The sequence below is a fragment of the Streptomyces venezuelae genome (assembly GCF_008642375.1).
Taxonomy (GTDB): domain Bacteria; phylum Actinomycetota; class Actinomycetes; order Streptomycetales; family Streptomycetaceae; genus Streptomyces; species Streptomyces venezuelae_G.
This window is the reverse complement of the sequence record NZ_CP029194.1, coordinates 5,779,452-5,804,570: the sequence shown is the minus strand read 5'-3', so window position 1 is coordinate 5,804,570 and position 25,119 is coordinate 5,779,452. Positions and strand designations below refer to the sequence as shown.

Annotated in this window: 18 protein-coding genes; 2 read left to right on the top strand and 16 right to left on the bottom strand. The window is 72.3% G+C overall.

Going from position 1 to position 25,119, the window contains the following annotated elements; genetic code table 11:
- Window positions 1–36 precede the first annotated feature (36 nt).
- The 6 genes from DEJ46_RS26585 to DEJ46_RS26560 all read right to left on the bottom strand — a co-directional run bounded on the left by DEJ46_RS26585 (window position 37) and on the right by DEJ46_RS26560 (window position 5,385).
- Window positions 37–603: a hypothetical protein gene (locus DEJ46_RS26585; RefSeq protein WP_150270296.1), complete on the bottom strand. Its 567-nt coding sequence runs from the start codon at window positions 601–603 to the stop codon at window positions 37–39.
- Between the two features lie 77 nt (window positions 604–680).
- The gene (locus DEJ46_RS26580) at window positions 681–1,964 is read right to left on the bottom strand and encodes a glutamate-5-semialdehyde dehydrogenase (protein ID WP_150270294.1); all 1,284 of its coding nucleotides are present in this window, start codon (window positions 1,962–1,964) and stop codon (window positions 681–683) included.
- 62 nt (window positions 1,965–2,026) lie between these two features.
- Window positions 2,027–2,530: a hypothetical protein gene (locus tag DEJ46_RS26575; RefSeq protein WP_150270292.1), complete on the bottom strand. Its 504-nt coding sequence runs from the start codon at window positions 2,528–2,530 to the stop codon at window positions 2,027–2,029.
- 138 nt (window positions 2,531–2,668) lie between these two features.
- Window positions 2,669–3,772 carry a glutamate 5-kinase gene (gene proB, locus DEJ46_RS26570; protein WP_150274788.1) on the bottom strand — a complete coding sequence of 368 codons (1,104 nt, stop codon included), beginning with the start codon at window positions 3,770–3,772 and terminating at the stop codon, window positions 2,669–2,671.
- 108 nt (window positions 3,773–3,880) lie between these two features.
- Window positions 3,881–4,390, bottom strand: a complete 510-nt coding sequence (locus DEJ46_RS26565; RefSeq protein WP_150270290.1) for a GtrA family protein — start codon at window positions 4,388–4,390, stop codon at window positions 3,881–3,883.
- On the bottom strand, window positions 4,390–5,385 hold the full coding sequence (locus DEJ46_RS26560; protein ID WP_150270289.1) for a glycosyltransferase family 2 protein: 996 nt from the start codon (window positions 5,383–5,385) through the stop codon (window positions 4,390–4,392). The genes DEJ46_RS26565 and DEJ46_RS26560 overlap by 1 nt, the downstream gene beginning before the upstream one ends.
- Window positions 5,386–5,637: 252 nt before the next feature.
- Between DEJ46_RS26560 and DEJ46_RS26555 the strand changes: the two genes are divergently transcribed.
- Entirely contained in the window at window positions 5,638–7,176 is a 1,539-nt protein-coding gene (locus DEJ46_RS26555; protein WP_190622895.1) for a DUF6056 family protein, read from the top strand.
- A 158-nt stretch (window positions 7,177–7,334) separates the two neighbouring features.
- Here the strand turns inward: DEJ46_RS26555 and galE are convergent, their stop codons facing one another.
- The 10 genes from galE to DEJ46_RS26505 form a co-directional block, all read right to left on the bottom strand.
- Window positions 7,335–8,327 (bottom strand): UDP-glucose 4-epimerase GalE, encoded by a 993-nt coding sequence (galE, locus tag DEJ46_RS26550; RefSeq protein WP_150270287.1) that lies wholly within the window; start codon window positions 8,325–8,327, stop codon window positions 7,335–7,337.
- Between the two features lie 124 nt (window positions 8,328–8,451).
- Entirely contained in the window at window positions 8,452–9,606 is a 1,155-nt protein-coding gene (locus tag DEJ46_RS26545; RefSeq protein WP_150270285.1) for a glycosyltransferase, read from the bottom strand.
- Complete coding sequence (locus tag DEJ46_RS26540) at window positions 9,599–12,382, bottom strand: CDP-glycerol glycerophosphotransferase family protein (protein WP_150270282.1); 2,784 nt, start codon at window positions 12,380–12,382, stop codon at window positions 9,599–9,601. The genes DEJ46_RS26545 and DEJ46_RS26540 overlap by 8 nt, the downstream gene beginning before the upstream one ends.
- 134 nt (window positions 12,383–12,516) lie before the next feature.
- Window positions 12,517–14,148 (bottom strand): glycosyltransferase, encoded by a 1,632-nt coding sequence (locus tag DEJ46_RS26535; RefSeq protein WP_150270281.1) that lies wholly within the window; start codon window positions 14,146–14,148, stop codon window positions 12,517–12,519.
- Between the two features lie 97 nt (window positions 14,149–14,245).
- Entirely contained in the window at window positions 14,246–15,685 is a 1,440-nt protein-coding gene (gene obgE, locus DEJ46_RS26530; protein ID WP_150270279.1) for a GTPase ObgE, read from the bottom strand.
- Between the two features lie 126 nt (window positions 15,686–15,811).
- On the bottom strand, window positions 15,812–16,066 hold the full coding sequence (gene rpmA / locus DEJ46_RS26525) for a 50S ribosomal protein L27 (protein ID WP_024756701.1): 255 nt from the start codon (window positions 16,064–16,066) through the stop codon (window positions 15,812–15,814).
- 13 nt (window positions 16,067–16,079) lie between these two features.
- Entirely contained in the window at window positions 16,080–16,400 is a 321-nt protein-coding gene (gene rplU, locus DEJ46_RS26520; RefSeq protein WP_015033583.1) for a 50S ribosomal protein L21, read from the bottom strand.
- A 297-nt stretch (window positions 16,401–16,697) separates the two neighbouring features.
- On the bottom strand, window positions 16,698–20,567 hold the full coding sequence (locus DEJ46_RS26515) for a ribonuclease E/G (RefSeq protein ID WP_150270277.1): 3,870 nt from the start codon (window positions 20,565–20,567) through the stop codon (window positions 16,698–16,700).
- A gap of 234 nt (window positions 20,568–20,801) precedes the next feature.
- Window positions 20,802–21,593 carry a TIGR03936 family radical SAM-associated protein gene (locus DEJ46_RS26510; protein WP_150270276.1) on the bottom strand — a complete coding sequence of 264 codons (792 nt, stop codon included), beginning with the start codon at window positions 21,591–21,593 and terminating at the stop codon, window positions 20,802–20,804.
- 124 nt (window positions 21,594–21,717) lie between these two features.
- The gene (locus DEJ46_RS26505; RefSeq protein WP_150270274.1) at window positions 21,718–22,920 is read right to left on the bottom strand and encodes a hypothetical protein; all 1,203 of its coding nucleotides are present in this window, start codon (window positions 22,918–22,920) and stop codon (window positions 21,718–21,720) included.
- Window positions 22,921–23,062: 142 nt separating this feature from the next.
- Between DEJ46_RS26505 and DEJ46_RS26500 the strand changes: the two genes are divergently transcribed.
- Window positions 23,063–25,039: a glycosyltransferase gene (locus DEJ46_RS26500; protein WP_190622893.1), complete on the top strand. Its 1,977-nt coding sequence runs from the start codon at window positions 23,063–23,065 to the stop codon at window positions 25,037–25,039.
- The last annotated feature ends 80 nt before the right edge of the window (window positions 25,040–25,119 follow it).

Here is a 25,119-nt window from a genome sequence, read left to right as displayed (position 1 = left end):
GCCGAGATGTACGACAACTTCGGAAGGGTGCGGCCGTCAGGGTGTACGGGGGGCGACGGAGACCCGCGGCGGTGCGTATGCGGCGGGCGGGGCCGGGGCCGGATTCGGGGTGTCCACTCCGGTCGTGGCCGGCGGCGGGATCTGGTCCTGGCGGTTGGCGACGGCGCCGCGGTAGACGGCGCTGAAGGCGAGGGCGACCATGCCGATGCCCATCAGGAGGGCCAGGATCCAGGCGACGGGACGGTGCCAGCGGGCGCTGCCCCGGTAGGGGCGCAGGGCGCCTCCGTGGCGGCCGTAGGGGCTGGCGTCGTCCCCGACGTCGTCGGGCTCGTAGGTGAGGCCTACGGGGTCGTAGCCGTCCTCGTAGGGGTCGTCGTCCCCGGATCCGACAGCGGCGCGGGTCCGGGCCGATTCGGCCTCTGCGCGGGCCTGGGCGGCTGCGAGTAGTCGCTCGACCGCGCTCGGCTCGTGCACCGTGGCGGCCCGTACGAAGGCCTCGTCGAACACCACGGTGGCGTAGTCCTCGTCTGCGCCTCCGCGGTCGACAGAGTCCTCAGGGTCCCCGCCGTCCGGGAACGGCGTGCCCCCCACGTCGTCCGGCACGGATTCAGAGTAGACCCGGTAGGTGGTTTTGGGCAGGGAGAGTGCGAACTCTCCCCGCCCGTACCGAAAGGAGCCGGTTATCGAACGTGGCCGTCGCCGGTGACGATGTACTTGGTCGAGGTCAGCTCGGGAAGGCCCATGGGGCCCCGGGCGTGGAGCTTCTGCGTGGAGATGCCGATCTCGGCGCCGAATCCGAACTGGCCGCCGTCCGTGAACCGGGTGGAGGCGTTCACGGCCACCGTGGTGGAGTCGACCAGCTGGGTGAAACGGCGCGCCGCGGCCTGCGAGGTGGTGACGATCGCCTCGGTGTGACCGGAGGACCAGGTGCGGATGTGCTCCACGGCCTTGTCGAGGGAGTCGACGACGGCGGCGGCGATGTCGTACGAGAGGTACTCGGTCTCCCAGTCCTCGGGCGTGGCCGGGACGACGGTGGCCTTGGAGGCCGGGGCGTGGGTGAGGACCCGCTCGTCGGCGTGGACGGTGACGCCGGCGTCGGCGAGGGCGTCGAGGGCCCGGGGCAGGAAGGCCTCGGCGATGTCCTGGTGGACGAGGAGGGTCTCGGCGGCGTTGCAGACGCTGGGCCGCTGGGCCTTGGAGTTGATCAGGATGTCCACGGCCATGTCGAGGTCGGCGTTGGCGTCGACGTAGACGTGGCAGTTGCCGGTGCCGGTCTCGATGACCGGGACGGTGGACTCCTCGACGACGGTGCGGATAAGGGAGGCGCCGCCGCGCGGGATGAGGACGTCGACGAGGCCGCGGGCGCGCATCAGCTCGCGGACCGATTCGCGGGACTCGCCGGGGACGAGCTGGATGGCGTCGGCGGGCAGTCCGGCGCCGCCGACGGCGTCGCGCAGGACCTTCACGAGGGCGTTGTTGGAGGCGTACGCGGAGGACGAGCCGCGGAGCAGGACGGCGTTGCCGGACTTGAGGCAGAGGGCGGCGGCGTCGACGGTGACGTTGGGGCGGGCCTCGTAGATGATGCCGACGACGCCGAGGGGGACGCGGACCTGGCGGAGGTCGATGCCGTTGGGGAGGGTCGAGCCGCGGACGACCTCGCCGACGGGGTCGGGCAGCGCGGCGACGTGGCGGACGTCGGCGGCGATGGCCCGGACGCGCTCCGGGGTGAGGGTGAGGCGGTCGATGATGCCCTCGCCGGTGCCGGCCTCGCGGGCCTTGGCGATGTCCTCGGCGTTGGCCTCGACGATCTCGGCGGTACGGACTTCGAGGGCGTCCGCGATCGCCAGCAGGGCGTCGTCCTTGGCCGAGCGCGGGAGTGGCGCGATTTCGGCGGCGGCGCCACGGGCCCGGTAGGCGGCCCGGGTGACCGGGGAGAGGTTGTCGAGGGGCGTGAGCGAGGTCATGTCCGCAGGGTACTGGCACCCCCGCGGACATCCCTCACGTATCCCGCACTCCGAGACACCCCTCAGTAGGGGTGGACACCGACCGGGGCCGCCGGGGGCGGGCCGTAGCCCTCCGCGATCCGCTGGTGGTAGGTCTCGCGGTCGATGACCTCGAGGCCGACGATCTCCCAGGGCGGCAGCTTCGCGGTCTGCCGGTGCTCGCCCCACAGGCGCAAGGCGACGGCCGCGGCGTCGTGCAGGTCGCGGGCCTCTTCCCAGTACCGGATCTCGGCGTGGTCGTTGGCATAGCGGCTGGTCAGCAGGAAGGGGTGGTCGTGGGCCAGCTGTTCGAGCCCGCGTCGCACCTCCTTCAGCGGTGACTCCGCCCCGGAGACGCTGAGGGTGATGTGCCAGAGTTTGGACAGGGGCCGCTCCTCGGCGCGTGATTCCCGTGTCTCGGTGGTGGTCTCGGTCTTCCTGTCCGTGGACCTGTCCCGTGCCTCGTCGAAGTCGGCTCCGGCCTCGACACTGGTCAGGGCGCGTTCGGCAGTCCCGCGGGGCGGTGCCCCAGGGCGCGCTCGTCTCACCGGCGGCCTCCTGTGTGATGCGTCTGGTGCTGTACCCCGCCTTGCTACTTACCCCCGAGACAAAGTTGACCAGCCCGAGGCGGCAGATGGGGCGGTTTTGGTAAACGTCCCTTCCGGATGGCCGTACTTTCAGCCGTTTCAGCGGATGACGACCAGGTCGTCGCGGTGGACGACCTCACGCTCGTACTCAGGGCCGAGTTCCCTGGCGAGCTCGGGGGTGGAGCGGCCGAGGAGCTGGGGGATCTCCTTGGCGTCGAAGTTGACGAGGCCCCGGGCGACGGCCCGGCCCTCCGCGTCGCGGAGCTCGACGGGGTCACCGGCCACGAATTCGCCCTCGACACCCGCGATACCGGCCGCGAGCAGGGATTTCTTGCCCTCGACGACGGCTCGTACGGCTCCGTCGTCCAGGGTCAGGGAGCCCTGCGGGGTGGAGGCGTGGGCGAGCCAGAGGAGCCGGTCGGCGGAGCGGCGGCCGGTGGGGTGGAAGTAGGTTCCGGTGTCGCGGCCCGTGAGGGCGTCGGCGGCGCGGCTCGCGGAGGTGAGGACCACGGGGACGCCGGCGGCGGCGGCGATCCGGGCGGCCTCGACCTTGGTGACCATGCCGCCGGTGCCGACGCCGGCCTTGCCGGCCGCGCCGATCTCGACGTGGGCGATGTCCTGGGGGCCGGTGACCTGCGCGATCCTCGACGTGCCGGGCTTGGCCGGGTCGCCGTCGTACAGCCCGTCGACGTCGGAGAGCAGGACGAGCAGGTCCGCCCGGACGAGGTGGGCGACGAGAGCGGCGAGCCGGTCGTTGTCGCCGAAGCGGATCTCGTCGGTGGCGACGGTGTCGTTCTCGTTGACGACCGGCAGCGCGCCCATGGCGAGGAGCTGGTCGAGCGTCCGGTAGGCGTTGCGGTAGTGGGCACGGCGGCTGGTGTCGTCCGTGGTGAGGAGGACCTGGCCGACGCGGACGCCGTAGCGGGCGAAGGAGGCGGTGTAGCGGGCGACGAGCAGGCCCTGGCCGACGCTGGCGGCGGCCTGCTGGCGGGCGAGGTCCTTGGGCCGCCGGGTGAGGCCGAGCGGTGCGAGTCCCGCCGCGATGGCGCCGGAGGAGACGAGGACGATCTCCTTCTCGCCGCCGCTGCGGACCTTGGCGAGGACGTCCACGAGGGCGTCGACGCGGTCGGCGTCGAGGCCTCCGGATGCGGTGGTGAGCGAGGAGGAGCCGACCTTGACGACGATCCTGCGGGCCTCCGTCACGTACTGCCTTGCCACGTCCGTCTGTCCCGTCACCTGCGTCGTCACCTGCGTCGTCCTCACTCGGCTGTCCCACGCGCCGCGCGTGCCCCGCCGCGGCTGCCAGGCAATCTACGCGAGGCGGGAGGGCTGCCGCTCGTCCATTCCGTTCTCTGGACCGGGCCCGTCCGGGCCGTCGGGACCGTCCGATCCCCCGGTCGCCTTGCCGCGGGGCACCAGGATCCGCTGGGAGATCAGATAGGTGAACGGGATCGCGACGACGGCCGCGACGAGGGGCGCGATCCTGTCGTCCATGCCGGCCCAGGTGACGAGCGCGTACAGACCGACGCTCTGCACGAGGTAGTTGGTGACGTTGGTGAGGGGGAAGAGGGCGAACTTCTTCCAGGTCGGCCGGGTGCGGTAGGTGAAGTAGGTGTTGAGGAAGAAGGAGCCGACCATGCTGAGGACGAAGGCGAGGGAGTACGCGGCGAAGTAGGGCATCCAGGGGTGGAGCAGCAGGTAACACCCGAAGAACGTGCAGGTGTTGACGCCGCCGACGAGCGCGAACCGGAAGATCTCGGCCAACCGTGCCCGGCGTGACCGCCGCGCGTTGCCCTCGCCTCCCTCGCCGCCCGGCGCCATCAGTGCTCCCGGTCGTTGGCCGCGACGCGGATGCGCTCGGCGGAGGCCAGCTCGGCGGCCCCGCGCCCGAAGGAGCGGTGGGTCTCCTTCACGAGGAAGTGCGGCCGCCGTTTCGTCTCGTAGTAGATCCGGCCGATGTACTCGCCGATCAGCCCGAGCATCACCATCTGCACTCCCCCGAGCCCCACGATGATCGCGACCAGGGTGACGTATCCGGGTGCGGTGACGCCCTGGGTGATCGCGGCGACGGCCACCCAGGCCGCGTACAGGACGGCGAGGCCGCTGAGCATCATTCCCAGCCACAGGGCGATGCGCAGCGGTCGGTTGTTGAAGGAGATCAGTCCGTCCATGCCGTAGTTGAGCAGGGAGCTGAACTTCCACTTCGTCTCGCCGCCCTCACGCGCGGCGTTCTGGTAGTCGAAGGTGACGGTGTCGAAGCCGATCCAGGAGAAGAGACCCTTGGAGAAGCGGTTGTACTCGGGCAGCGAGAGCAGCGCGTCGACGGCGGCGCGGGAGAGCAGACGGAAGTCCCCGACCCCGTCGGTGAGTTCCACGTCGACCCAGCGGTTGACGGCCCGGTAGTACACACGGCTGAGCGCCGAGCGGAGCTTCTTGTCCCCTTCGCGGGTCCGCCGCGCCATGACCTGGTCGTGGCCCTGGTGGAAGAGGTCCAGCATGCGCGCGAGGAGCTCGGGCGGGTGCTGGAGGTCGGCGTCCATGATCACCACGGCGTCGCCGGTGGACTTGCGCAGGCCCGCGAGCATGGCGGCCTCCTTGCCGAAGTTGCGGCTGAAGGAGGCGTACTGGGTGCGGTGCGGGTGCCGGGCGGCGATCGCGCGCAGCTTGCCGAGGGTGCCGTCGGAGCTGCCGTCGTCCACGTAACAGATCTCGTAGCCGACCGGGAGCCCGTCGAGCACCTGTCGCATGCGCGCGTCGAACCGCTCGACGACGTCCTCCTCGTTGTAGCAGGGGACGACGACGGAAAGCCTGGTCATGGAACGGTCACTCCAGAGGGATGAGCGAGATTACGTCCTGAGGGACCGCCACCGAACTCTCCTTCGAGCAGCGCGGCCACGGTACTGAGCGGCGGTGACCGCTGGGCGTCGCCCGGGTGGCCTCCCCTGGTCGGCATGTCGTCCATGCTGCAAAGCATGCGGGGAAGATATTCATATACGGGGCATCCTTACCCATTTGTCACCCATAGAGACGCCGTGCCACGCATGTTGACCCCCTGGAGCGAAGAACCGGTGAGCAGGACGACCACCCCGGAGCACGGCAGCGCACTGACAGGCAAGAGCGAGGACGAGGACGAGAGCGGGCCCACGGAGCGCGCCGACGGCATGGGGCGGGCACTGTCCTGGACCGGGCTCGTCGTCGCCGCCGGCGCCGGCGCGCTCCTCTCGGTCGGTGCCTTCCTCGGGCTCTACGTCCGCCCCACCTCGGACGACTGGTGCGCCCTGTGGAAGGCCCGGGACATGGGCGTCCTGGGGATCACCGCGGACTTCTACCGCACCCAGAACGGACGCGTCACCAACGCCTTCCTGACCGGCCTGGTCTACTCCGACGACATGCGGGGGCCGAAGCTGCTGCCCGCCCTCCTCGTGGTCGCGCTCGGCGCCGCGCTCTTCCTCCTCGCCCGCGCGGCGCTGCGCGCCCTGCGCGTGCCCCCGCCCTCCCGGGTCCTGCTCGCCGCCGCCGCCGCGCTCCTCTCCGCGCTGCTGTTCTTCGCGGGCACCCGCTCGTACCAGGTACTGCTCTGGGCCCCGGCGACCATCTCCCACACCCTGCCGAGCGTGATCGCCCTCTGGGCCGTGCTCGGCGCCGTCCGCGCGGCCCGCGGCGGGCGCGGGTGGGAGCGGTCGGCGGCGGTCGGCGCGGCGCTGCTCCTCGGGACGGCGCTCGGCATGCTCAGCGAGCCCTTCGCCCTGGTGGCCGGGGTGTTCGCGGTCGCGGCCGGTCTCCTCTGCCTGCCCCGGCTCGGCTGGACGAAGGACCGGTACGCCTCGACCTGGTGCGCGGCGGCCTGCCTGGGCCTCGCCGTCGGCCTCGTCCTGCTCTCCACGTCACCGGGGGCGCGGTGGCGGCGCGCCCAGCATCCCCCGGAGCCGTTGTCGTTCTCGCTCCTGAGAGAAACGTTCCGCGACTGGTGGCGCGTGTGGGAGACGATCGGCGGCCAGTGGGCGTACGCGGGTGCAGCCGCCGCCGGGGTGCTGCTGGGCCTGTGGCTCTCCCGCACGACGCGGAAACCCGCCCCCGTCGCCGGGCTCCCCCCGCGCCGGCTGTTCCGGATCGCGGTGCTGCTGCCGCTGCCGCTGATCGCCCTCGCGAGCCTGGCCGTCACGTACGGGCTGCGCACCGGGTACGGGGACGTGGGCTGGACCTACGGACGCACCTGGACGAGCTTCCTGCTCCCGCTGCTCCTCGCCCTGTGCGCGTACGGCACGTGGGGCGGGTACCGGCTGGGGCTCCTGCTCCGGACGGCCGGACGGCCCGCCGCCCGTGCCGCGGTGCTGGTCGCGGCGGGCGCGGTCGCCGTCGGGAGCACGGCCGCCCTCGTGCGGCCGGTGTACGACCTGACCACGAGCACGGTGGTGCGCGCGACCGCCTGGGACCGGCAGAACGCGCGGATCCGGGCGGAGGTCGCGGCGGGCGCCCGCGAGGTCGCGTACCGGCCGCTCCTCATCGGCGGGCTGACCGAGCCGCTGTTCGCCCGCACGTACGAGCGGGACTGGGCGGCGCGGTGCACGGCCACGTACTACGGCGTGGACCGCATCCACCGCCCCTAGGGGGTGTCTTGTCGATCAGGCCGGGCTCGCGGGCTGATCGACAAGACACCCCCTAGACCCCTCCCGGCCCACGTCACCCCCCCGCGAAACGACGGAGTGGGGCGCCCCGGGCCGAACCCGGGACACCCCACTCCGTACCGCTTATCGCTGCGCCGACGTCAGCCGGCCGTGCGGGCCGCCCGGTTCGCGCCCCAGCCCTCCCAGGCGGAGCTGATCATGGAGCGGACGTCGTGCTGCGCCTTCCAGCCGAGCTCCGACTCGATGCGCTCCGCGGAGGCGACCACGCGGGCCGGGTCGCCCGGCCGGCGCGGGGTGACCAGGGGCTCGGCGCTGTGACCGGTGATCTCGTTGATGAGGTCGACCATCTCGCGCACCGACACGCCCTCGCCTCGCCCGATGTTCAGGGTCAGCGTGGCCGTCTCGCCGGCCTCGCCCGCCGCGGCGAGCGTGCGGGCCGCCGCGAGGTGGGCGGAGGCGATGTCGGCGACGTGGATGTAGTCGCGGATGCAGGTGCCGTCGGGCGTCGGGTAGTCGTCACCGAAGATGCGCGGGGACTCGCCGGCGTCGAGCCGCTCGAAGACCATCGGCACCAGGTTGAAGACACCGGTGTCGGCGAGCTCGGGGGCCGCGGCGCCCGCCACGTTGAAGTAGCGCAGGCAGGCGGTGGAGATGCCGTGGGCCTGGCCGACCGCGCGGGCCATCCACTCGCCGACGAGCTTGGTCTCGCCGTACGGGCTGAGCGGCAGGCACTCGGTGTCCTCGGTGACGAGGTCCACGTCGGGCATGCCGTAGACGGAGGCGGAGGAGGAGAAGAGGAAGCTCTTCACCCCGGCGCCGGCGGCGGCCTCCAGGATGGTCTGGAGCCCCGTCACGTTCTCGCGGTAGTAGAACAGCGGCTGCTCGACCGACTCGCCGACCTGCTTCTTGGCCGCCAGGTGGACGATGCCCTTGACCGCGTGCTCGCGCAGCACCCCGTCCAGGAAATCCCGGTCCAGGACCGAGCCCTTCTCGAGCGCGACGCCCTCGGGGACGCGCGCCGGGTTGCCCGTGCTGAGGTCGTCGACCACGACGACACGCTCGCCGGCCTCGGTCATTGCTTTGACGACGTGGGAACCGATGTATCCGGCGCCGCCGGTGATGAGCCAGGTCATTCCGACAGTTTAGCCACAGACCGATGGCCCCCCTTCGGGCCGCACAGGGGTCCGAAGGGAGGCCATCGAGGTCCACCAGGGGGTTCCGGAGCCTGTCCGGCCCTAGGGGGTGTCCGGGAAGTCCCTAGCGCTCTATCTCCGCGAAGACGGAGTCCCACCGGTCGAGGACGCTCGGCAGCGACAGCCGCGCGACGTGCTCCCGCCCCGCGGCGCCGTACCGCCGCCGCATCCCGGCGTCGTCCATGAGCTCGCCGAACGCGGCGGCCAGCCCGGGCACGTCGGCCGGCGGCACCAGGGTGCCCGTGACACCGTCGTCGACGAGCTCCCGGACACCGCCCGAGACGTCGAAGCTCACGCACGGCACGCCGCACGCGGCGGCCTCGGCCAGGGCCATCGGACGGCCCTCGCGCTCGCTGCTGATCGCGACGACCGACAGCTCGCGGTAGGCGGCCGCCATGTCCTTGACCGTGCCGCGCAGGACGACCTGGTCGGCGACGCCGAGGTCCTCGGCCTTCATCCGCAGCTCCTGCTCCAGCGGGCCGTCGCCGAAGAGGTGCAGCTCCCAGCCCGCGCGCCCCTCACGGGCCCGCGCGAAGGCCTCGATCATCCGGTCGTACCGCTTGATCGGGTCGAGCCGGCCGACCGCGCCGATCTTGCGGGTGTCGAGCGGAGCCGGCTCGTCCGGGTAGAACGGCAGCGGGTTCGGCATGACCCGGACGTTCGGCACGCGCTGGTTGACGAACTCGACCGCGTCGCCCTGGGAGAGGACCAGGGTCTGCTCCAGAGCCGGATAGTGCCGGCGGATCAGCCCGAGGTTGGCGCTGCGCCGGGCCTGCGCGAAGGACTCGTGGTACTGCCCGATGCCCTTCAGGTGCTGCCACTCCAGCGGCATGACCCAGTCCGCCGCCCACGGCGAGCCGAAGACGATGTAGCCGTCCTGGACCGACGACAGCCTGCGCTGCATCTCCGCGCGGGCGTGCTCGCGGGCGGCCCGCGCCCGGCGGGCGTCGGCGCGCCGCGCCAGGCTGAGCCGGTCGCCGACCGTCCGCACCGGCGGCTTGGGCTCGGGGCTCGGCGGGTAGAGCGTCGCGTGGCGGTACGCGCGCGTGGAGTTGTACGGGAACGGCTCCGCGCTCGGCCGGATGCCGATCAGCTCGACGCGGTGGCCGCGCTCGCCCATGCCCTGGGCGAGGGTGTGCAGCACCCGCTGGGAGCCGCCCATCGAGTCGACGTCGACGCCGACGAAGAACACGTTGCGGGCAGGGGAGGCCTCAGTCATGGGTGCCGCCTTCGAAAAAAGCATCGACCACCAGCTTGCTCGCCTGGCCGGTCTCGTACGAGCAGAACATCTCCTGGAAGCGCGTGTAGCGCTGGGCGTGCCGCTCGCGCACGCCCTCCAGGTCGCGCACGGCGGCGGCGAGGTCCTCGGTGGTCGTCAGCATCGGACCCGGTGCGATGTCCTCGAGGTCGTAGTACGTGCCCCGGTCACCGCCCTTGTAGTCCTCGTAGTCGTCCGTGTACAGCAGTATCGGGCGACCGGTGTTCGCGTAGTCGAACATCAGTGACGAGTAGTCCGTGAGGACCGCGTCCGAGGCCAGCATCAGGTCGTTGACGTCGGCGAACCCCGAACCGTCGCGGAGGAAGTGGCCGAGCGCCGGATCGACCTTGAACCGGTCGTACGGGTGGGCGCGCACGACGATCGTCCACTCGTCGGCCAGGTACGGGGCCAGCGCCTCGAAGTCCACCCGGATCGACTGGCCGGTGCGGCGGGCCGCGTCGCGGAAGGTCGGCGCGTAGAGCAGCACCTTGCGGCCGTCCGGGATGTCCAGGGCCTCACGGGCGGCGGCCGCCCTGGCCCGCTGCTCCGGCTCGGCCCAGCGCACGAGCACGTCGTTGCGCGGGTAGCCGGAGCGGATCAGCTCGGCCCCGACCTCGAAGGCGGGGACGAAGGTCCGCTCGAACTCGGCGCTCGGGCAGACGAGCGCGTCCCAGCGGCCGACGGCGGCACGGAAGCGCCCCTTCTCGATCTCCGAGGCACCGCGCAGCGACGGGACGTCGAAGCCCATGGCCTTGAAGGTCTGACCGTGCCAGGTCTGGAGGTACCGGGTGCCCTTGGGCTTCGTGTACAGGTACGGCAGGTTGTGCGAGTCGACCCAGTACGTGGCCCGGGCCAGCGCGCTGCCGTAGGCGAAGCTGCCGCGCTTCACGAGCTTGACGTCGTCGGGGAAGGAGTCCCGGCTGCCCGAGTAGGCCCAGATCACGTCGATCGGGAGGTTGCGGCGCTTGAGCTCCTCGTAGACGTAGCGGGGGTTGTCCGCGTAGCCGCGGCCCTCCACCGCCTCGAAGACGGCCAGGCCGCGCTTGCGCGGGAGCCTGGCGACGGCGTCGTAGGCGGTCGCCTTGCCCTCGTTGCCGACGAGGATCTTCTTGACCTTGCCGACCTTGGCCTTGGTCTTGCGGGCGTAGGGGCCGAGCGGTTCGAGGGACTTCAGGACGCCGGAGCGCTGCCAGGTCACCTCGAGACGCCCCGCGCCCTTCTGCTCGGCCTGGACGCGCAGGTGGTGGATGCCGAACTGGTGGTACCGGAGGGTGGCGCGGAAGTCGGGCTGGTCGTGCTGGGCCAGCAGGATGTCCGTGCGCCGGGCGCCCTCGCGCTCCAGGGCGATCACCGGGTGGCGGCAGGTCGCCACCCCGACCTTGCCGACGGGGACCTTGCGGAGGTCGACCTCGGCCTTGGACACGTACTGTCCCGCGCCGTCCGCGACGAGCGTGAGCGGCACGCTCAGCGGCGTCTTGTGGGCGGCCAGCTTGACCGACGCCTCGGTGTCCGAGGTGATCAGGCCGACGGGGTCGTACGTCCGGATCTCCAGGCGCAGGACCGGGCCGAGCATCGACACGGAGGTCAGCTCGTGCCGCAGGCGGCCGCTGCCGAGGGCCTGGTCGTGGAGGTGCCACTCGCTGAGGTCCAGCTCGGCGCGGCTCGCGTCGTCGGCCGGGGCGACGTCGCCCCAGTAGAAGACTCCGTCCACCTCGGTCACGGCGCGGGGCGCGAGCTGCGGCCGGCCGAAGTGGCGGGCGGCCACGGCGACGTCCTCCAGCCTGCCGGTGCGCAGCAGGTGGAGGCAGACGCGCTCCTCGCGCGAGAGCCGCTCGTAGGTCTCGTCGGAGATCTCGTCGAGGTACGGGGTGACCTCGGCGGCGAACTCCGCGATCCATTCACCGTCGCGGAAGGGAAGATCGCCCAGGTACAGGCGGAAGTCGTGGCGGAGGAACTTGTAGTCCTTCTCCGCCCGGAGCCCGGCCGCGCCGCGCTCCTCCAGCCAGGCGTCGATCAGCCGGGCCACGCCGATGCGGTCGCGAACGTTCTGGATCTTGTGCCGGCTCGACGAGATGGAGACGCTCTCCGGCGCGAGGCGCCAGGTGTAGACCGACCACGGCACGACGGCGAAGCTCTCCGCGAGCGTGTACGCCTGCGCGGAGAACAGCTGGTCCTCGTAGTGGATGCCCTCGGGGAAGACGAGGCCGTGGTCCCGGATGAAGGCGGTCCGGTAGAGCTTGTTCGTCGACAGGTGGTCGAAGAAGTACTCGGGCGCCTCGGCGATGCCGGCCACGACCCGCTGCTCGGTGAAGAGGTGCGGGTACCACAGGCCCGTCGTGTCGGTCGCCTCGTAGAAGCGGGTCACCTCACCGGTGACGAAGTCGACGCCGGTCTCCTCGGCGACGAGCAGCATGCTCTTGCAGGCGTGCCGCGGCAGTTCGTCGTCGCTGTCGAGGAACATGACGAACGGGGCGCGGGCGAGCGCGATCCCGTGGTTGCGGGGGGCGCTGCAGCCGCCGCTGTTCTGCTCCAGGCGCGCGTACCGCACGCGCGGGTCGGCGGCTTCGAGTGCCCGCGCCACACGCTCCGTGTCATCGGTCGAGCAGTCGTCGGCGATGATCACTTCGATGTTGTTCAGGGTCTGGTCGAGTACGGACCGAACCGCTCGCGGGAGCCGTTCCTCATCGTTGTAGACGATGACGACGACGCTCACATCGGGGACGTCGGTGGTCGGCATCCAAGTCCTCTCACACAGGCATGCGGTAGTACAAAGCGCGTTCACAGTTGACTGATGAACGCCCTCGGCGACCGCCAAGTCACTCCCCCGGGGGGAATTGTTCCGAAATTGGTTTCCCGCTCATCGGGGGGTGTTCAGCGTCTCGCCAGGATCCTCCTGATACGTCCGGACAGCACCTGGCGGGCGCCCGCCATTCCGCCCGTGAGCCGGAGGGTCAGGGCCCGGCGCGGCGAGGCCACGACCTGGACGAGCAGGATGCGGCCGAACCTTCCGAGGGCCACGCCTCGCCGGCCGGCGAAGCCGTCCGGGGTCCGGATCTCGGCGCGGCCGGTCGAGCCGTCCGCGTAGCGCAGCACGGCGACGAACGACCAGGAGGCGAGCCGGCCGGCCCGGACAAGCCGGCCGCTGGGGATCCGCGCGGTGGCGGTCCAGCCGTCGCCGGCGGGGACCAGCGGGGCGGCCTCGGCGAGGAGCTTCGCGCCCGAGACGCGCTCGGTGCACTCGACCCGGACGGAGACGGGGTGCAGCGCGCCGACCCGGCCGTACAGCTCGTGCACGGTCAGGGTCACCCGGGCGCTGCCGCCGACGGCGGCGACACCGTCCACGGCCACGGGCAGCCCGGCCGGGGACAGCTCTTCGAGACCGTCCAGCGGTACGTCGGCGGGGGCGGCGGCCAGCACCGGGGCGCCGTCCTCAGAGCGGGGGTACGGAGGGACGAGCCGCGGCCGGCCGGCGGCGAGCTCCGCGAAGCGGGTGAGCTCACGGCCCTCGGGTACGGCGGCGAGGGCCGTGATCCCGGCGTGCAGCCAGCGGTGCGGCGCCCGGGCGGCGGCGACCGCCGCGTCGTCGAAACCGGCGACGTGGTCACGGGTGACCGTCCACCAGTCGGCGCGGTAGGCGGCGGGCCGGCGCGGCAGCTCGCGGAGGTACATGGGGAGGTCGTAGTCGAGGAACTTCGTCTGCGCGGGGACCGCGAGCGCGGGACGCCCGGCCTTGCGGAAGACCTCGACGACGGCGCGGTGCGCGGCGACCCGGTGCTCCCAGTTCGCCACGGAGCCCTGGCGCAGCGAGATCGACAGGTTCGCGGCCTGGCGCCGTACGTGCCAGACGTACAGGGGGACGTCGGTGACGGCGAGCCGGGGGGCCGCGGCCTGGACGCGGGCGCTGAAGACGAAGTCCTCGTAGTGGAAGGCGCCCTCGGGGAAGCGGATCGCATGCCCGTTCAGGAAGTCACGGCGGTAGAGCTTGTTGACGGAGAGGGTGTCGAGGACCAGCTCGGGGTGGTCCTCGACGCCGTCGAGGACGGTGCCGGGGAGGGTGGCGCCCCGGGAGACGTCGTACAGCGAGGGCGCCCAGACGGTCTCGCGGCCCTCGGGGAGCTCGCGCCGCACGCAGAGGCCGGTGACGACGTCCGCGCGCTCCTCGGCCGCGACGGCGAGGAGCCGGTCGACTGCGCCGGGGACCAGCACGTCGTCGCTGTCGAGGAACAGGACCCACGGGTGGACGGCGGCGGCGATGCCGTCGTTGCGGGGGGTGCCGCAGCCGCCGCTGTTGTCCTCGCGGACCAGCGGCTTCACGCGCGGCTCGTCGGCGAAGCCGGCCAGCACGTCGGGCGTCGCGTCCACGGAGGCGTCGTCGACGACGACGACCTCACCGACGGCCTCGCCCTGCGCGAGGGCGGACCGGATCGCGTCGCCCACGTGCTCGGCGTCGTTGTACGCGATGACGACGACACTGACCCGTGCCGCGTGGGGTGGCTCGACCATCCGAGCATCGTAGCGGGAGCAAACCGGACCCCCGACCGGAGAACCGGAAGGGAGGGCCGCCGAGCGCGTCGGCGACACTCCCTTGACGGCGGACATGCTAGAAGGGGTCGAACTCGTCGTACTCGCGCTGTGCGTCGTCCCGCTGCGCGTCCCGGTCGCGGCGGCGCTGCGCCGCCGGACGCGGGGCCTCCAGACGGTGGTCCTCGCCACGGCGGCCGAGCATCTCGGCGCCCGCCATCATCGAGGGCTCCCAGTCGAAGACGACCGCGTTGTCCTCTGTGCCGATCGCCACACCGTCGCCGGCGCGGGCACCCGCCTTCATCAGCCTGTCCTCGACGCCGAGGCGGTTGAGGCGGTCGGCCAGGTAGCCCACGGCCTCGTCGTTGTTGAAGTCGGTCTGGCGGACCCAGCGCTCGGGCTTGTCGCCGCGCACCCGGTAGACGTCCTCGGCCTCGTCGTACGTGACGGTGAAGCCCGCGTCGTCGACGGCCTTGGGGGTGATGACGATCCGGGTCGCCTCCTCCTTCGGCTTGGCCGCGCGCGCTTCGGCGACGATGCCGGCGAGGGCGAAGGAGAGCTCCTTGAGTCCCGTACGGGCGACGGCGGAGACCTCGTACACCTGGTAGCCGCGGGCCTCCAGGTCCGGGCGGATCATGTCCGCGAGGTCCTGGCCGTCCGGGATGTCGATCTTGTTGAGGACGACGATCCGGGGACGGTCCTCGAGGCCGCCGTACTGCCGGAGCTCCTCCTCGATGATGTCGAGGTCGGAGACGGGGTCGCGGTCGGACTCCAGCGTCGCCGTGTCCAGGACGTGCACGAGGACCGAGCAGCGCTCGACGTGGCGCAGGAACTCCAGGCCCAGGCCGCGGCCCTGGCTGGCGCCCGGGATCAGGCCCGGCACGTCGGCGATCGTGTAGACGGTCGAGCCGGCGGTGACGACGCCCAGGTTCGGGACGAGGGTCGTGAAGGGGTAGTCCGCGATCTTCGGCTTGGCGGCCGACAGGACGGAGATGAGCGAGGACTTGCCCGCGCTCGGGTAGCCGACGAGGGCCACGTCCGCGACGGTCTTGAGCTCCAGGACGATGTCCCGCGACTCGCCGGGCTCGCCGAGGAGGGCGAAGCCGGGGGCCTTGCGGCGGGCGGAGGCCAGCGCGGCGTTGCCGAGGCCGCCGCGGCCGCCCTGGCCCGCGACGAAGGTGGTGCCCTCGCCGACGAGGTCCGCGAGGACGTTGCCCTGCTTGTCCAGGACGACGGTGCCGTCCGGCACGGTCAGGACGAGGTCCTGGCCCTCCTTGCCGGAGCGGTTGTCGCCGGCGCCGGGCTGGCCGTTGGTGGCCTTGCGGTGCGGCGAGTGGTGGTACTCGAGCAGGGTGGTGACCGACTGGTCGACGACCAGGGTCACGTCGCCGCCGCGACCGCCGTTGCCGCCGTCGGGTCCGCCGAGCGGCTTGAACTTCTCCCGGTGAACGGAGGCGCAGCCGTGGCCTCCGTTACCCGCGGCGACGTGCAGCTCGACGCGGTCCACGAAGGTGGTCATGGTGGTGCCTCCATTGGGGGGTCCCCGGCCGATGGCGGGGGAAGTACGGAATGTCTATCTAGTAACACGCGAAAGGCGGACCCGCTTCCCGTACGGGAAGTGAGGTCCGCCTCCGCAAAGATCCGATCAGGCGACCGGAACGATGTTCACGACCTTGCGGCCACGGTGGGTGCCGAACTGCACCGAGCCGGGCAGCAGGGCGAACAGCGTGTCGTCGCCGCCACGGCCGACGCCCGCGCCGGGGTGGAAGTGGGTGCCGCGCTGGCGGACGAGGATCTCACCAGCGGAAACGACCTGACCGCCGAAGCGCTTCACGCCGAGCCGCTGAGCGTTGGAATCGCGCCCGTTCCGGGTGGACGATGCGCCCTTCTTGTGTGCCATGTCTCAGTCCCTCTTACTTCGCAGCCGCGGGGATACCGGTGACCTTGATCGCCGTGTACTGCTGACGGTGACCCTGGCGACGGCGGTAGCCGGTCTTGTTCTTGTAGCGCAGGATGTCGATCTTGGCGCCCTTGTGGTGGTCCACGACCTCGGCCGTGACCTTGATACCGGCCAGGACCCACGGGTCGCTGGTCACGGCGTCGCCGTCGACAACGAGCAGGGTCGAGAGCTCGACCGTGTCGCCAACCTTGGCAGTGGAAATCTTGTCAACCTCAACGATGTCGCCGACAGCAACCTTGTGCTGGCGACCACCGCTGCGCACGATGGCGTACACGCGGATCTCTCTCTCACTCGGGATGAAACCTCTGAAGCCAGCCGCTCACACGGGCCCGAGGGCCCGCGGCGTTCCGGAATCGGACGAGCGGCCTCTCCCGACGAGCGGGAGGGAGGTGCTCAGAGGCGCGACGCGTCCAGTCAGACACGCCGACGGTCTAGGTTACGGGCGGCTGCCACAAGGGGTCAAATTCGCCCTAGGGGTGCCTCGCCGCCGCGAGCCCGAGCCCGGCCTGATCGGCGAGGCACCCCTAACGGGTGCGGGCCGCCCCCTTGGGGACGGCCCGCACCCGGTGGATCAGTCCTGGGCCGGAGCCGGGGTCTTCTCCGCCGCCTTCTTGGCCGGGGCCTTCTTGGCGGTGGTCTTCTTCGCGGCCGTCTTCTTGGTCGCCGCCGTCTTCTTGGTGGCGGCCTTCTTGGCCGTGGCCTTCTTCGCGGTCTTGCGCGCGGCCGTCTTCTTGGCCGGCGCGGCCTCGGTCTCGGCCTCCGCCTCGGGCTCCGCGGTGGCGGCCTCGGTCTCAGCCGGGGCCGTGGCGACCACCAGGACGGCGGCCTCCTCGGCACCCGCGGGGGAACCGGCGGGAGCGGTGGCCTTACGGACCACCCGGCGACGGGCACGCGGCGGGGCGGCCACGGGGGCCTCCTCGACGGCAGGCTCGGGCGCGGTCTCCACGACGGGCTCCGGCTCCGGGGCGGCCACGGGGGCCTCCTCGGCGACGGGCGCGGCCACCGGCTCGACGACGGCGGGCTCGGCGGCCTCCGTGGTCGACACGACCGGGGACGTCACCCGGCGCGTGGCGCGGCGACGGGCGCGCGGGGCCGGGGTCTCCTCGACCACGGCCTCGACGACCGGCTCGACGACCGGTTCGGCCACCGGCTCGACGACCGTGACGGCCTCGGCGACGGGCTCCGGCTCCACCACGTAGGTCTCGGTCTCCACGACACGGGCCGGGGTGACCGGGGCGGCCGGCGCGGACACCCGGCGGGTGGCGCGGCGGCGGCCACGACCGCGCGTGGCGGCGGCCTCGGCCTCGGCGATGCTGCCGTACAGCTCCTCGTCCGGGGCGATCGGCTCGGGCAGGGCGACCGGCTCGGCCAGCTCCGCCGCGACCTCGGCCTCGGTCTCCACCTCGGCACCGGACTCGGCGGTCTCGTGCTCGTGCTCGTGCTCATGGACGTGCTCGGCGCCGCCGCGGCCGCGCTTCTTCGCCCGCTTGCCACCGCCGCCGGTGACCGCCGGCTGCTCCATGTGGACGATGACACCGCGGCCGTTGCAGTGGACGCAGGTCTCGGAGAAGGACTCGAGGAGGCCCTGGCCGACCCGCTTACGGGTCATCTGGACCAGGCCGAGCGAGGTGACCTCGGCCACCTGGTGCTTGGTCCGGTCACGGCCCAGGCACTCCAGGAGGCGGCGCAGCACCAGGTCGCGGTTGGACTCCAGGACCATGTCGATGAAGTCGATGACGACGATGCCGCCGAGGTCGCGCAGCCGGAGCTGGCGCACGATCTCCTCGGCCGCTTCGAGGTTGTTCCTCGTCACGGTCTCTTCGAGGTTGCCGCCCTGGCCGGTGAACTTGCCGGTGTTGACGTCGACGACGATCATCGCCTCGGTCTTGTCGATCACCAGCGAGCCGCCGGACGGCAGCCAGACCTTGCGGTCGAGCGCCTTCATGAGCTGCTCGTCGATCCGGTACGTCGCGAAGACGTCGACCTCGCTCGTCCACTTGGACAGGCGGTCGGCCAGGTCCGGGGCGACGTGCGAGACGTAGCCGTGGATGGTCTCCCACGCCTCGTCACCGCTGACGATGACCTTGGAGAAGTCCTCGTTGAAGATGTCGCGGACGACCCGGACGGTCATGTCCGGCTCGCCGTACAGCAGGCTCGGCGCGCTCGTCGAGATCTGCTTCGCCTTCTTCTGGATGTCCTCCCACTGCGCCTGCAGACGCTCGACGTCGCGGCGCAGCTCGTCCTCGCTCGCGCCCTCGGCGGCGGTGCGCACGATGACGCCCGCGTCCTCGGGGACGATCTTCTTGAGGATGGTCTTCAGTCGGGCGCGCTCGGTGTCCGGGAGCTTGCGGCTGATGCCGGTCATCGAGCCCTCGGGCACGTACACGAGGTAGCGGCCGGGCAGGGAGACCTGGCTGGTCAGGCGGGCGCCCTTGTGGCCGATCGGGTCCTTCGTGACCTGCACGAGGACCGACTGGCCGGACTTGAGGGCGGTCTCGATGCGGCGCGGCCCGTTGGCCATGCCGAGCGCCTCGAAGTTGACCTCACCGGCGTACAGGACGGCGTTGCGGCCCTTGCCGATGTCGACGAACGCGGCCTCCATCGACGGCAGGACGTTCTGGACCTTGCCCAGGTAGACGTTGCCGACGTACGAGGTGGCCTGCTCCTTGTTGACGTAGTGCTCGACGAGCACGTTGTCTTCCAGGACGCCGATCTGGGTGCGCTCGCCGCTCTGGCGGACGACCATGACGCGCTCGACGGCCTCGCGGCGGGCCAGGAACTCGGCCTCGGTGATGATCGGGACGCGGCGGCGGCCCTGCTCGCGGCCCTCGCGGCGCCGCTGCTTCTTGGCCTCCAGGCGGGTCGAGCCCTTGATGGACTGGACCTCGTCGGCGCTCGTGCCGGCCTCGGCCTTCTCGCGGGCCGGGCGGGGCTCGCGGACCTTGACGACCGTGCGGACGCCTTCCTCGTCGGTGCCCTCGACGTCGGCGGCGGCGTCCCCGCTGCGGCGGCGACGGCGACGGCGACGGCGGGAGCTGCTGGAGCCGCCGGCGTACGCCTCGGTCTCGTCCTGCTCCTCTTCGCCCTCCTCGGTCTCGCCCTCGTCCTCGGCGCGGACCTCGTCGGACTCCTCCGAGTCCTCGACCTCGGTGAGCTCACCGCGGCGACGGCGACGGCCGCCACGGCGGCGACGGCGGGACGGTCGGTCCCCGTACTCGTCGGCTTCCTCGGTCTCGTCGGCCTCGTCGAGCTCGTCGGCGGCGGCCTCGACCTCGGGCTCGTCGGCGACGGTGGCCGGGACGGGCTCGACGGCGACGGGCTCGCCACGGCGGCGGCGACGGCGGCGGGAGCCGGACTCGGCCCGCTCCGTGGCCTCGGGGATCTCGATGGGCCCGGCCGTCTCGACGACCTCGGCCTCGACGGTCTCGACGGTCTCGTCGGTCTCGTCCTCCTCCAGCTCCTCCGGCTCCACGATCCCGGCGGCTGCCATCGCGGCCGTCTCCGGGGTCTGGAACATCGGCTCGGCGAAGACCGGGGCCTGGAAGACGGCGACGGCGGGACGCTCGGCGCGGCGGGCGCGGGACGTCTCCGGCTTCGCGACGGGCTCGGAGGTGAACTGCGGCGAGGTGGCGCGGCGACGGCCGCGGCCGCGGGTGGCGGCGGTCTCGGCGGCGGCGACCTCGGTCTCGTCGGCGGCGATCTGCGCGACGACGGCCTGCGGCAGGGACTCGCCGGTGGCGGTCTCCGCGGCGGCGGTCTCGGCGGGCGCCTCGGGGGCGGCCTCGGGCGAGGTGGCCCTGCGGGTGGCGCGGCGGCGGGTACGGGGGGCGGGCGCGGCCTCGGGGGTTTCCTCGACCGGGGCGGCGGCGACCGGCGCGGCCTCGGCCGCGGGCTCCTCCACGGCGGCCGTGGACGTCACCGGCGACGTGGCCTTACGGGTGGCACGACGGCGGGCCGGGCGGGCCGGAGCGGCCTCGGGGGCCTCCTCGACCGGGGCGGCGGCGACCGGCGCGGACTCAACCGCGGGCTCCTCCACGGCGGCCGTGGACGTCACCGGCGACGTGGCCTTACGGGTGGCACGACGGCGGGCCGGGCGGGCCGGAGCGGCCTCGGCGGTCTCGTCGGCGGCCGGAGCGGCGGCGGTCTCGGCGACCGGCTCGGCAGCGGCGGGGACCTCTGCGAGGGGGGCGCCGACCTCGACGGTCTCGACGGCCGGTGCGGTGGCCTTGCGGGTGGCGCGGCGGCGGGTGCGCGGCGCGGGGGCGGCCTCGGCCTCGACCGGTGCGGCCTCGACGGCCGGGGTCTCGGCGGGCGCCGTGTTCTCGGTGGCCTGGGTGCCCTCCGTCACCGGCGGACCGGCGGGGCGGGAAGCGGCGCGGCGCCGGCGGCGCGGCGGCAGCTTGTCACCGGGGGCGTTGGTGTCTTCGTTGGACTCGAGCATGCGGGCGGTTCTCCCGTCACGCTCCCGGGCGCCGCGTCTGGTTCCGGTCCGGCGGCACGATCACGCCTGTGGCGCGGTGCCGCCGTCCGGGGCGCGGGCGCCGCACGGGAGCTGATGTCTGGCTCGCCGGTTCCGTACGCCCTGTGCGTACGGCCTGGCGAAAGTCTCCTGGTCTGTGCGCTGCCCGACCCAGGTGGCTCCCGAGTACCAGGGCGGCGCTACAACGACCGCTCCCTACGCGGTACCTGCACCCGGCGCCGTCGCTGAGGCGGTCCCGGCGGCCGTGGTTGAAGCGGCCGTGACTGCCTCGCGGTCGGGCGCGAGCGGGTCGGTCACCGTGCCGGACTCCTCGTCGAAGAGCCCCTGCGCCAGCCTGGTCACCGCAGCGGGGACCGGCGGCGCCAGGTCGGCCACAGCTCGGAGACCGGACAGGACGTCGTCGGGTCGTACGGCAGGTGTCACGTGCCGAACAACCAGCCGCAGTATCGCACAGGCGCTGTCCAGCGGCCTATCACCCTGGGGATCGCCCTGGGGAGAGGAAACCGTCAGCTCGGTGACCGCGGAGCGGGCGTCGAAGGTGCGGATGCCGTTCTTGGTCTTGCGCTGTACTTCCACGGTCTCGGCCGCGAGAAACGCGTCGGCGGCCTTCTTCGCGTCCTCGACGGTGACGCCTTCGAGCCGCAGCTCCCACACGGAGGCGGTGAGGCGGTCGGCGAGACCCGAGGTCCGGGCCTCGACGGCGTCGGTGATGTCGAGGCCCGCGGGGAGGGACTCGTCGAGCAGGGCCCGCAGCATCTCCGGGTCGCGCGTCTGGGTGAGCGCGATCTCCAGGTACTCGGCCTCGGAGCCCACACCCGTCGGGGCGGCGTTGGCGTACGACACCTTGGGGTGCGGGGTGAAGCCGGCCGAGTACGCCATGGGCACCTCGGCACGGCGCAGCGCACGCTCGAAGGCGCGCTGGAAGTCACGGTGGCTGGTGAACCGGAGGCGGCCGCGCTTGGTGTAGCGCAGTCGGATGCGCTGCACCGCCGGTGCGGGCGGCGGGCCTTCGGGCTGTCGCTTGCCCAGTGGTTCTTCTCCTCGGTGCGGGGCGGGCGCGGGGGGCGCGCCGCCCACAGGTGTACGGGGGTTCCCTCGGGGCCCGGCCGGCTCACCCCCGCTTGTGCAGGGAGATCTCGGCCTCGGCCACCATGCCGGGAACGGTCTGTCGTGGTGCAGCATCTCCCAGGTTACGCGCCTGACCCTGTGGAGCGTTCACAGGCTCGGGCCGCCGCTCCCCGCCGACCAGGGCGTGCCACGCGTCGCGGCGCGCCCGGCGCACGGTCTCCCGTGCCGAGGCGAGGGCTCCGCGGACCGCCCGGCCGGTCTCCACGGCGGCCTCCTTCGCGGGCCGCCACACGGCGTCGCGGACGAAGTGGCCGACCGGGGTGCACACGCTCCGGTAGAACCAGCTCACGGGGCGGCCGAGCAGGTTCCACGCGAGCCACTTCAGGGCGCGGCCGACCGCCAGGGAGATGTACCCGGCCATGCGCCAGCCGATGGCGAGGGCGGCGGCGATCTCGCGGCCGATCACCGCGAGGACCCGTCCGACGGGGGTGAGCACCCAGCGGTACAGGAAGGCGGCGGGGACGACGACGAGGACCTTCCCGAGCCACATCAGGCCGGTCGCGAGGCCCTTCAGGAGCCAGGCGACGCCCCTTCCGAGCAGGACGAGACCGTGGCCGAGCGGTGTGAGGACGTACCGGTACGCCGCCGAGGCCAGCGGCACGGCCACGTACCGCCACAGGGCGGTCCACAGCCAGACCAGCACCGCCCACAGCGCGAGGCCGACGCCGCGGCCGAGCGGTGCGAGCAGCCGGGCGTACACCCAGGCCGACGCATGGGCGAGGCCGCGCCCGAGCGGTGCGAGGACGGCGCGGTACAGCCAGGCCGCGGGGGCGGCGATCAGATGGACGGCGAGCGGTACGAGGACGTGGCGCCACAGGCCGAGCCAGGGCCAGTAGAAGACGGCTCTGAGCAGCCACCACGTCACCGCGGCGAGGGCTTCGGCCGTCCGGGCGACGGCGCGGCCGACGGGCGCGAGCACGTTCTCGTGGAACCAGCCGTAGGCCCGGCCGAGCGGGTGCAGCAGCACGCGGCCCAGGAAGGCGCCGGACAGGGCGAGCGCGTCCCAGACGAGGCGTACGGGGACGACGACGACCAGCACCACGATCCGTACGGGGATCCTGATCGCCGCGGTCAGGCAGCCTTCGGGCGCCGGGCCGGGGGCCGCTTTCTCCAGGTACATGTCCCGGGAGACGCAAAAGTCCCGCTCACGGTTCACCTCGGCCGCCGGATCCGGACTGTTCGGCACCGCCTCCTTGAGAGGCCCCGTAGCCTAGGTGCCGACGCCCGCTCCCCACACACGTTGCGCATCCCCCCACCTAACCCAGGACACGTTGAGGCTCGGTATGAAAATATCCTTCCTGCTGGTTGACCGCTGTCACATCGGCGGCGTGGTCAGCGCCATCCACAACCTGGCGAAGGCGCTCGCGGATGACCACGAGGTCGAGCTCGTCTCCCTCCGCCGCAACCGCGACCAGGCGTACTTCCCGCTCGACCCCCGGGTGAAGACGCTGGCCCTCAGCGACATGCGGAAGCACTCCCACACGTACGACGGCGACGACCCGTCGATCGAGGTCTTCCCGCACATCTATCCGAACGAGCCCACGGACAAGAAGCCCTGGATCAGCCGGCTGGCCGAGAAGCGGCTGATGGAGTACCTGGCCACGACCGACGCCGACGTCGTGGTCAGCAACAACCCCAAGATCACCATCATGCTGGCCTACTCGGACCGCGACTTCCTCAAGGTCGCGATGGAGCACTCGCGGCCCGCGCGGTACGGCCCGCACATCCGGGACGCCCTCTTCCGGGACGCGTACCCGAAGATGGACGCGATCACCGCGCCGACGCCGGACGAGTGCAAGACCATCGCCGGGGTCGTCCCCGCCGTGAGCCACCTGCTCTCCCCGATGCCCAACTGCATCCCGGCCCACGAGGGCCAGATGTCCACCGGGGACAACAAGATCGTCGTCACCGCGGGCCTGCTGAAGACCCACAAGGGCTTCGGCGACCTCATCGAGGCGTTCTCCACCGTGGCACCGCGCCACCCGGACTGGAGCCTGCGGATCTACGGCTCCGGCCCCGAGCGTGCCAACCTGCGCAAGAAGATCGACGAGACGGACAGCAACAACCAGATCTTCCTGATGGGCCCCGCCACCCCGGTCACCCCGGAGTTCGCCAAGGCGTCCGTGTTCGTCCTCCCCTCCCACCTGGAGGCCTTCGGCAACGTCACCGTCGAGGCGATGGCGGCCGGACTGCCGGCGATCTGCTACGACGCGCCGCACGGCCCGCGCAACATCATCAAGCAGGGCGAGGACGGCTACGTCGTGCCGCTCGGCGACAAGCAGGCGCTCGCCGAGCACATCGAGAAGCTGATCTCCGACGAGGACCTGCGCCGGAAGATGGCCGCCGCCGCGGTGGCCAACGTGGTCCGCTTCCAGGAGGCCGAGACCGCCGCCCGCTTCGAGCAGCTCGTCGAGACCATGCGGGCCCGCCGGGCCATCCCCCGCTCGGCCGCCGCCGTGGTCACCCCGCAGGGCGACGTCCGGGTGCGGATCGCCGGCCTGCCCGCCGACAGCGACGCCCAGCTGGTCTGCAAGGACATCCGCAAGAAGGCCGACGAGGTCGTCGTCCCCTTCGTCGGCGACGAGGCACTGGTCCCCGCGCTCGGCAAGCTCGTCGAGGGCGACTGGCAGCTGGAGATCCGCGCCGCCGGCTTCGACCTGCCGCTGCGGTCGGCCGGCTGCGACACCCTGCAGATCCTGTCGCTGAAGCTGCCCCGCACCGAGGGCCCCGCCCTGTCCCTGCTGCTGCCGCACGCCCACACGGACGGCACCCTGCGGGTGCAGAGCCGGGTGCGCGCCCAGCACGTCGAGGTCGCCGCCCTGCACGCCGGCGCCACCGCGATCGTCATCGACGCGGCGGCCTGGGGCGTCGAGCCCGGCAAGGACAGCGTCATCGAGGCCGTCCACCGCAAGGAGGCCGACAGGAACTTCACCTTCCCGGTGAAGCCCGGCGCCGACGGACGCTTCACGGCCTCCCTGGACAACGCCGCCGCGGCCCGCCTCCACGAGGCCGGCGCCGAGGACGTCTGGGACCTCTGGCTGCTGCCGGACCAGGAGTCCGCCCGGATCCGCGTCTGCAAGCTGGCCACCGACGTGCTCGTCCCGATGGACGTCTTCACCTTCCCGTACCCGGTGGTGAAGCAGTCCGGCGCCCCGGCTCCGGCCGCGGTGGACACCAAGCCGAAGAGCGGCTGGCGCAACCGGCTGGCCGCCGTTCCCACCGCCGTCACCGGCGTCCGGAACGAGCTGCGCCCGTACTTCTCCAGCAACGGCCAGCTCTCGCTGAAGATCATCGACAAGAAGTGACCCGGTAGCCGGGCCCGGTCCGCACGACCGAGCCCGGCCCGGCCCGCACGACGGAGCCCCGGCCCGCAGGGAGACCTGCG

Coding starts and splice junctions, on each gene's coding strand:
- DEJ46_RS26580 (WP_150270294.1), bottom strand. CDS start 1,964: ATGACCTCGCTCACGCCCCTCGACAACCTCTCCCCGGTCACCCGGGCC.
- DEJ46_RS26565 (WP_150270290.1), bottom strand. CDS start 4,390: ATGGCGCCGGGCGGCGAGGGAGGCGAGGGCAACGCGCGGCGGTCACGC.
- DEJ46_RS26560 (WP_150270289.1), bottom strand. CDS start 5,385: ATGACCAGGCTTTCCGTCGTCGTCCCCTGCTACAACGAGGAGGACGTC.
- galE (WP_150270287.1), bottom strand. CDS start 8,327: ATGACCTGGCTCATCACCGGCGGCGCCGGATACATCGGTTCCCACGTC.
- DEJ46_RS26545 (WP_150270285.1), bottom strand. CDS start 9,606: ATGACTGAGGCCTCCCCTGCCCGCAACGTGTTCTTCGTCGGCGTCGAC.
- DEJ46_RS26540 (WP_150270282.1), bottom strand. CDS start 12,382: ATGCCGACCACCGACGTCCCCGATGTGAGCGTCGTCGTCATCGTCTAC.
- DEJ46_RS26535 (WP_150270281.1), bottom strand. CDS start 14,148: ATGGTCGAGCCACCCCACGCGGCACGGGTCAGTGTCGTCGTCATCGCG.
- obgE (WP_150270279.1), bottom strand. CDS start 15,685: ATGACCACCTTCGTGGACCGCGTCGAGCTGCACGTCGCCGCGGGTAAC.
- rpmA (WP_024756701.1), bottom strand. CDS start 16,066: ATGGCACACAAGAAGGGCGCATCGTCCACCCGGAACGGGCGCGATTCC.
- DEJ46_RS26515 (WP_150270277.1), bottom strand. CDS start 20,567: ATGCTCGAGTCCAACGAAGACACCAACGCCCCCGGTGACAAGCTGCCG.